At 66.5% G+C, this 5,569-nt stretch carries 4 protein-coding genes; all 4 read left to right on the forward strand.

Features of this window, described 5'->3' with window-relative positions:
- Positions 1-61: 61 nt before the first annotated feature.
- Positions 62-2,656: a [protein-PII] uridylyltransferase gene (locus tag ACT6Y9_RS08310; RefSeq protein WP_295479712.1), complete on the forward strand. Its 2,595-nt coding sequence runs from the start codon at positions 62-64 to the stop codon at positions 2,654-2,656.
- Between the two features lie 363 nt (positions 2,657-3,019).
- Positions 3,020-3,790 carry a basic amino acid ABC transporter substrate-binding protein gene (locus ACT6Y9_RS08315; RefSeq protein ID WP_443744196.1) on the forward strand — a complete coding sequence of 257 codons (771 nt, stop codon included), beginning with the start codon at positions 3,020-3,022 and terminating at the stop codon, positions 3,788-3,790.
- Between the two features lie 149 nt (positions 3,791-3,939).
- Positions 3,940-4,707 (forward strand): amino acid ABC transporter permease, encoded by a 768-nt coding sequence (locus ACT6Y9_RS08320; RefSeq protein WP_295479716.1) that lies wholly within the window; start codon positions 3,940-3,942, stop codon positions 4,705-4,707.
- Positions 4,704-5,438, forward strand: a complete 735-nt coding sequence (locus ACT6Y9_RS08325; RefSeq protein WP_443744197.1) for an amino acid ABC transporter ATP-binding protein — start codon at positions 4,704-4,706, stop codon at positions 5,436-5,438. Before ACT6Y9_RS08320 ends, ACT6Y9_RS08325 begins: the two co-directional genes overlap by 4 nt.
- Positions 5,439-5,569: the final 131 nt, after the last annotated feature.

The following is a 5,569-nucleotide window of genomic DNA, read 5'->3' on the forward strand; positions in this document are numbered from 1 at the left end:
GCCCGCCGGCCGCCCTTTTTCGCATCTCCCTCATTTCCGCACCCGGAAGGAGCCGCCCGTCATGGCCTTCGAACTCGACCCCAAGATCATCTCCGACGTCGTCGAAGGGTTCCGCAGCGCCCGCACGCACCTCGCAGAGGAGTGGCGCGCCCGCCGCGACTGCCGCGCCTACCTCTCGGCCCACAGCACCGCGCTCGACGACGCCGTGACGACCCTCGCGCGCGCGGCGGCGCTTCCCGAAGAGCGCATCGCGCTCGCTGCGGTCGGGGGATTCGGGCGCCGCGAGCTCTTCCCCCACTCCGACATCGACCTGCTCGTGCTGCTCGAGGACGAGGCCGGGAAGGACGACGCGCTGGGCGAGCGGATCTCGGGGTTCCTCGCTGCGCTCTGGGAGCTCGGTCTCACGGTGGGGGCGGCCGTGCGCACGCGCAGCGACTACACCACGGAGGCGGCGGGCGACGTTTCGATCGCCACCACGTACCTCGAGAGCCGCCTGCTCCTCGGTTCGGAATCCCTCTACAAGGGCGCGCGCGACGACTTCTTCGCGGGGCTCGACGCCCGGGCCTTCTTCCGCGACAAGATGCTCGAACTCAAGCGCCGCCACCAGAAGTTCGAGGACACGCCGTATTCACTCGAACCGAACCTCAAGGAGTCCCCCGGGGGGCTGCGCGACCTGCAGGTCTTCCTCTGGTGCGCCAAGGCCGCGGGGCTCGCCGAGAGCGTCGCCGAAATGAAGACCGCGGACCTCATCACCGAGCGCGAGATGCACACGATCGAGCAGTGCTTCCGCTTCCTCGACAACCTGCGCGTGGAGCTTCACCTCCTCACGAACCGCGACGAGAACCGGCTCCTCTTCGACGTGCAGGAGGCACTCGCCGCCCGGCTCGGGTACCGCGCCACGGGCCTCATGCGCGGCTCCGAAGCCCTCATGAAGCGCTACTACTGGAACGCGAAGTCGGTGGTGCAGATGTCGATCATCCAGCTCCAGACGATCGCCGACCGGCTCTTCGGGAGCACCGCCAAGGCGACGCCGGTGCGGCTCGACCCGGCCTTCCTCGCCCTGGGCGACGAGATGGACATCGACGAGGACGACGCCTACGAAAAGGACCCGAACGCCGTCCTGCGCACCTTCCTCGTCTTCGCGACGCACCCGGAGCTCACGCGCTTTTCGACGCGCCTGCTGCGCGCGCTCTGGCACGCGACGCCCCTGATCGGCCCGGCGTACCGCGCCGACCCGGCGAACCAACAGACCTTCCTCGAGATCATCAAGCTCGACAAGGGCGCCGACGAGGCGCTCTCGATGATGAACGCCTGGGCGATCCTCGGGCGGTTCCTGCCGGCCTTCCGCCACATCGTCGGGCAGATGCAGCACGACCTCTACCACATCTTCACGGTCGATCAGCACACGCTCCTCGTCGTGAAGAACCTCTGCCGCTTCCGCCGCTCCGAGCACGCGCACGAATACCCGCTCTGCACGCAGATCATGACGGCGCTCCCGGGTTCATGGCGCCTGCTCATCGCCGGGCTCTTCCACGACATCGGCAAGGGCCTCGGGGGCGGCCACGAGGTGATCGGCGCGGAGAAGGCGCAGGCCTTCTGCCGCCGGTTCGGGCTCTCCGCCGCAGACGAAGCCTTCATCTGCTTTCTCGTGCGCTGGCACCTTGAGATGAGCCGCGTCTCGCAGAAGGAGGACATCTCCGACCCGACGGTCGTGGACCGCTTCTGCGCGCTCGTCGGCACCAAGGAGCGTCTCGACGCGCTCTACCTCCTCACCGTCGCCGACATCCGCGCGACGTCCCCCAAGGTCTGGACCCCCTGGAAGGCACAGCTTCTCGAGACCCTCTACCGGACGTCGCTCGAACACCTCGCCGGCCGCGGGTCGGCCGTATCGGTCGACGACCTGATCGCAAAGCGCCGCACCGAAGCCGCCGCGAAGACCGCGGGCGTCGTCACGCCCGCCGCGCGCGACCGCTTCTGGCGCGAGCTCGACCTCGTCTACTTCATGCGGCACTCCGCCGACGAGATCGCCTGGCACGCCGAGATGCTCGCCGAGCACGTGCTCGACCCCGATCCCGTCGTGCGCGTGAAGCGGAGCGCCTCCCTGGGCGGCCTCATCGTCCTCATCTACCTCCCCGACCGGCGGGACCTGTTCCTGCGCTCGGTCGCCTGGTTCGGCAAGAACAGCCTCTCGGTGATCGACGCGCGCATTCATACGACCAAGCACGGCTGGGCGCTCGACACCTTTCTCGTCGCCGACGCATTCGGGCGATTCGACACTCCGGAGGCGCTCCGGATGATGGAGGAGAAGCTCGCCGAAGCGCTCGTCTCGACGAAGCCCCTGCCCCCGGCGGCGAAGGCGCGGCTCTCGCGCCGCTCGCGGCACTTCCCGACCCGCCCGAGCGTGCAGATCCAGCCCGACGAATCCGGGCGGGCGTTCCTGATGAACCTCATCGGCACGGACCGCATCGGGCTCCTCTACGCGATCTCGCAGGTGCTCGCCAAATACAACGTCAACCTGCAGACGGCGAAGATCGCCACCTTGGGCGAGCGCGCCGAGGACGTCTTCCTGATCGACGGGGCGGAGCTCCACGACGACGCGGAGCTCCTTAAGCTCGAAGGCGAACTCATCGAGGCGCTCTCGCCCCAGGGCTGCTGAGGCGAGCAAAACATAAGGCGCTGAAAGAAAAACACCGCTCCCTGCGGCGCCGCCCACCGTGGACCTGGTCTATGGGGCGGTGCGCGGCCAGTCACCGCGGGCGCCCTTCAAGCCCGGTCCGGAGACGATCCGGCCGGACTTTTTCGCGCGATCAAACCCCTCAAATTGTCGACAATTGCCGGCAACTAGCCCTCTTCAGGTATGTCAACTTGCGGTAGCGCAGAAAGTCGTTGAACTTTACCCGTCGGGGCTTTACGCGCCCTCCTTACATGGGCAGAATCACGCGCAGATTTTTTCTTCCGCCGCATGCGCGCGCTTCGGGCGAGCACCTGCAGCCCGTTTTCCCTCAAGGAGTGACCCATCATGTCTCTGAAGACCAAGGCCGTTCTTTCCGCCGCCTTCTTCTGCGCCGCGCTTGCCGCGGGCGTTGCGAGCGCCGCGACCTACACCGTTGGCACGGGCGCGACCTACCGCCCGTTTGAATACGAAACCCCGAACAAGGAGCTCGTGGGCTTCGACGTCGACCTGATGAAGGCGATCGCGAAGGAGGCGGGCTTCGAGGTGAAGTTCATCAACACGCCCTGGGACGGCATCTTCGCCGGCCTCAACAACGGCGACCGCGACATCATCATGTCGGGCATCACGATCACCGAGAAGCGCAAGCAGGCCGTGGACTTCTCGCATCCGTACTTCCTCGCCCACCAGCTCATCCTCACGAACGCGAACCTGAAGATCCAGAGCATCAAGGACCTTGAGGGCAAGCTCATCGCCGTCGTGAACGCCTCCGCGGGCGACATCGCCGCCTCGAAGGCCTTCGGCAAGGCCTCGCCCAACATCCGGCGCTTTGACAACACCCCGCTCGCGCTCGAAGAGCTCGCCAACGGCGGCGTGGACGCCATGATCGGCGACGTGGGCGTGCTGCAGTGGTACACGAAGCAGAACCCCGAGAAGAAGTTCAACCAGTGCCGTGACCCGGGCTTCGAGGAGCAGTACTTCGGCATCGGCGTGAAGAAGGGCAACACCAAGGTTCTCGAAGACGTGAACCGCGGCCTCGAGAAGGCGATCGCCTCGGGTGCCTACCAGGAGGTCTTCACGAAGTGGTTCGGCTCTGAAGCGCCGAAGCTTCCGCGCTGACCGACCGGAGAAGCCGGACGTCCGGAGCCGCCTCACGTGAAGGCGGCCCGGCCTCGGCTCCTCCCCCTTCCGGCACATTTCTTTCTCGACGTCGGCGGTCCCCCTCAAAACGGGACGCCGGCGCCTTTCTTTGTTTTGGTGAACCCTCAATGCTCTTTGGCTTTCACTCCGACGTCATTGTCGAATACTGGCCGCTCTTCGTGCACGGCGCGGCGACGACCATCCAGATCACGGTGATCTGCGTCTTCCTCGGCATGATTCTCGGCACGCTCCTCGGCATGGGGCGCCTCGCAAGCGGCCGCTACGAGCCGACGAAGTCGCTCCTGCACTACGGCGTGCGCTGGCCGATCGCCGTCTACGTGAGCTTCTTCCGCGGCACCCCGCTCTTCGTGCAGATCTTCCTCATGCACTTCGCGGTGCTCCCCATCTTCATCCACCCGGTGGACGGGCTGCTGATCGACGGCGCGCTCGCGCGGGAGCTGCGCGCCAACTACGGCGCGATGCTCGCGGGCATCTGCGCGATCACGCTCAATTCGGGCGCCTACATGTGCGAGATCTTCCGCGCCGGCATCCAGTCGCTCGACAAGGGCCAGATGGAGTCCGCCCGTTCGCTCGGCATGAGCTACTTCCAGGCGATGCGGCACATCATCCTGCCGCAGGCCTTCCGCCGCATGCTCCCCGCGCTCGGCAACAACGCCATCGCGATCCTGAAGGACTCGTCGCTCGTCTCCGCGATCGGTCTGGCCGAACTCGCTTACGCCGCCCGCACGGTGGCGGGCGCCTCGGCGCGCTACTGGGAGCCCTACATCACGATTTCCTGCGTCTACTGGGTGATGACGCTTCTGCTCGCCTGGGGCATCCGCCGGCTTGAAGCCCGTCTCGGCCGCGGCGACAACGGACTTGGAGCCACGTCATGACCGAAGCCATCGTTGAAATCAAGAACCTCAAGAAGGCCTTCGGCGACCACGTTGTGCTCGACGGCATCAACCTCTCGGTCAAGCCCGGCGAAAAGGTCGTGGTGCTCGGGCCCTCGGGCTCTGGGAAGAGCACGATGCTGCGCTGCATCAACGAGCTCGAGATCCCCTCGGGAGGGCAGATCTTCGTCAACGGCGTCGAGGTGACGAACCCGAAGACGAACCTCAACAAGGTGCGCGAGCACCTCGGCATGGTCTTCCAGCGCTTCAACCTCTGGCCGCACAAGACGGTGCTCGAGAACGTGATGCTCGCGCAGCGCATCGTCCTCAAGACGGCCGAGGAGCCCGCGCGGCGGCGCGCGCTCGAGCTCCTGAAGAACGTGGGGCTTCTCGAGAAGGCCGACGCCTACCCGGCCTCCCTCTCGGGCGGTCAGCAGCAGCGCGTCGCGATCGCCCGCGCCCTTGCGATGGAGCCCAAGGTGATGCTCTTCGACGAGCCCACCTCGGCCCTCGACCCCGAGCTCGTGGGCGAAGTGCTCTCCGTGATGAAGCGCCTCGCCGAATCGGGCATGACGATGATCGTGGTCACCCATGAGATCGGCTTCGCGCGCGAAGTCGCCGACCGCGTGGTCTTCATGGACGGCGGCCACATCATCGAGGAAGGCGCCCCCGAGGAGATCCTCGTCGCTCCGAAGGAGGAGCGCACGAAGTCCTTCCTCGCCCGCGTGCTCTGACCCTGAGGGACCTTTCCGGCTCTCCCAGAGAAGCCGCAGCCGCCCCCCAAAGGCGCTGCGGCTTTTCTTTTTTCGTTGGAGGGCGGCGGCTCCGGCACGACTCCCGATGCCGCCCCGCCTCCTCCGAAACC

It is taken from the genome of Sutterella sp. (assembly GCF_052272535.1).
In the GTDB taxonomy this organism is placed as follows: domain Bacteria; phylum Pseudomonadota; class Gammaproteobacteria; order Burkholderiales; family Burkholderiaceae_F; genus Sutterella.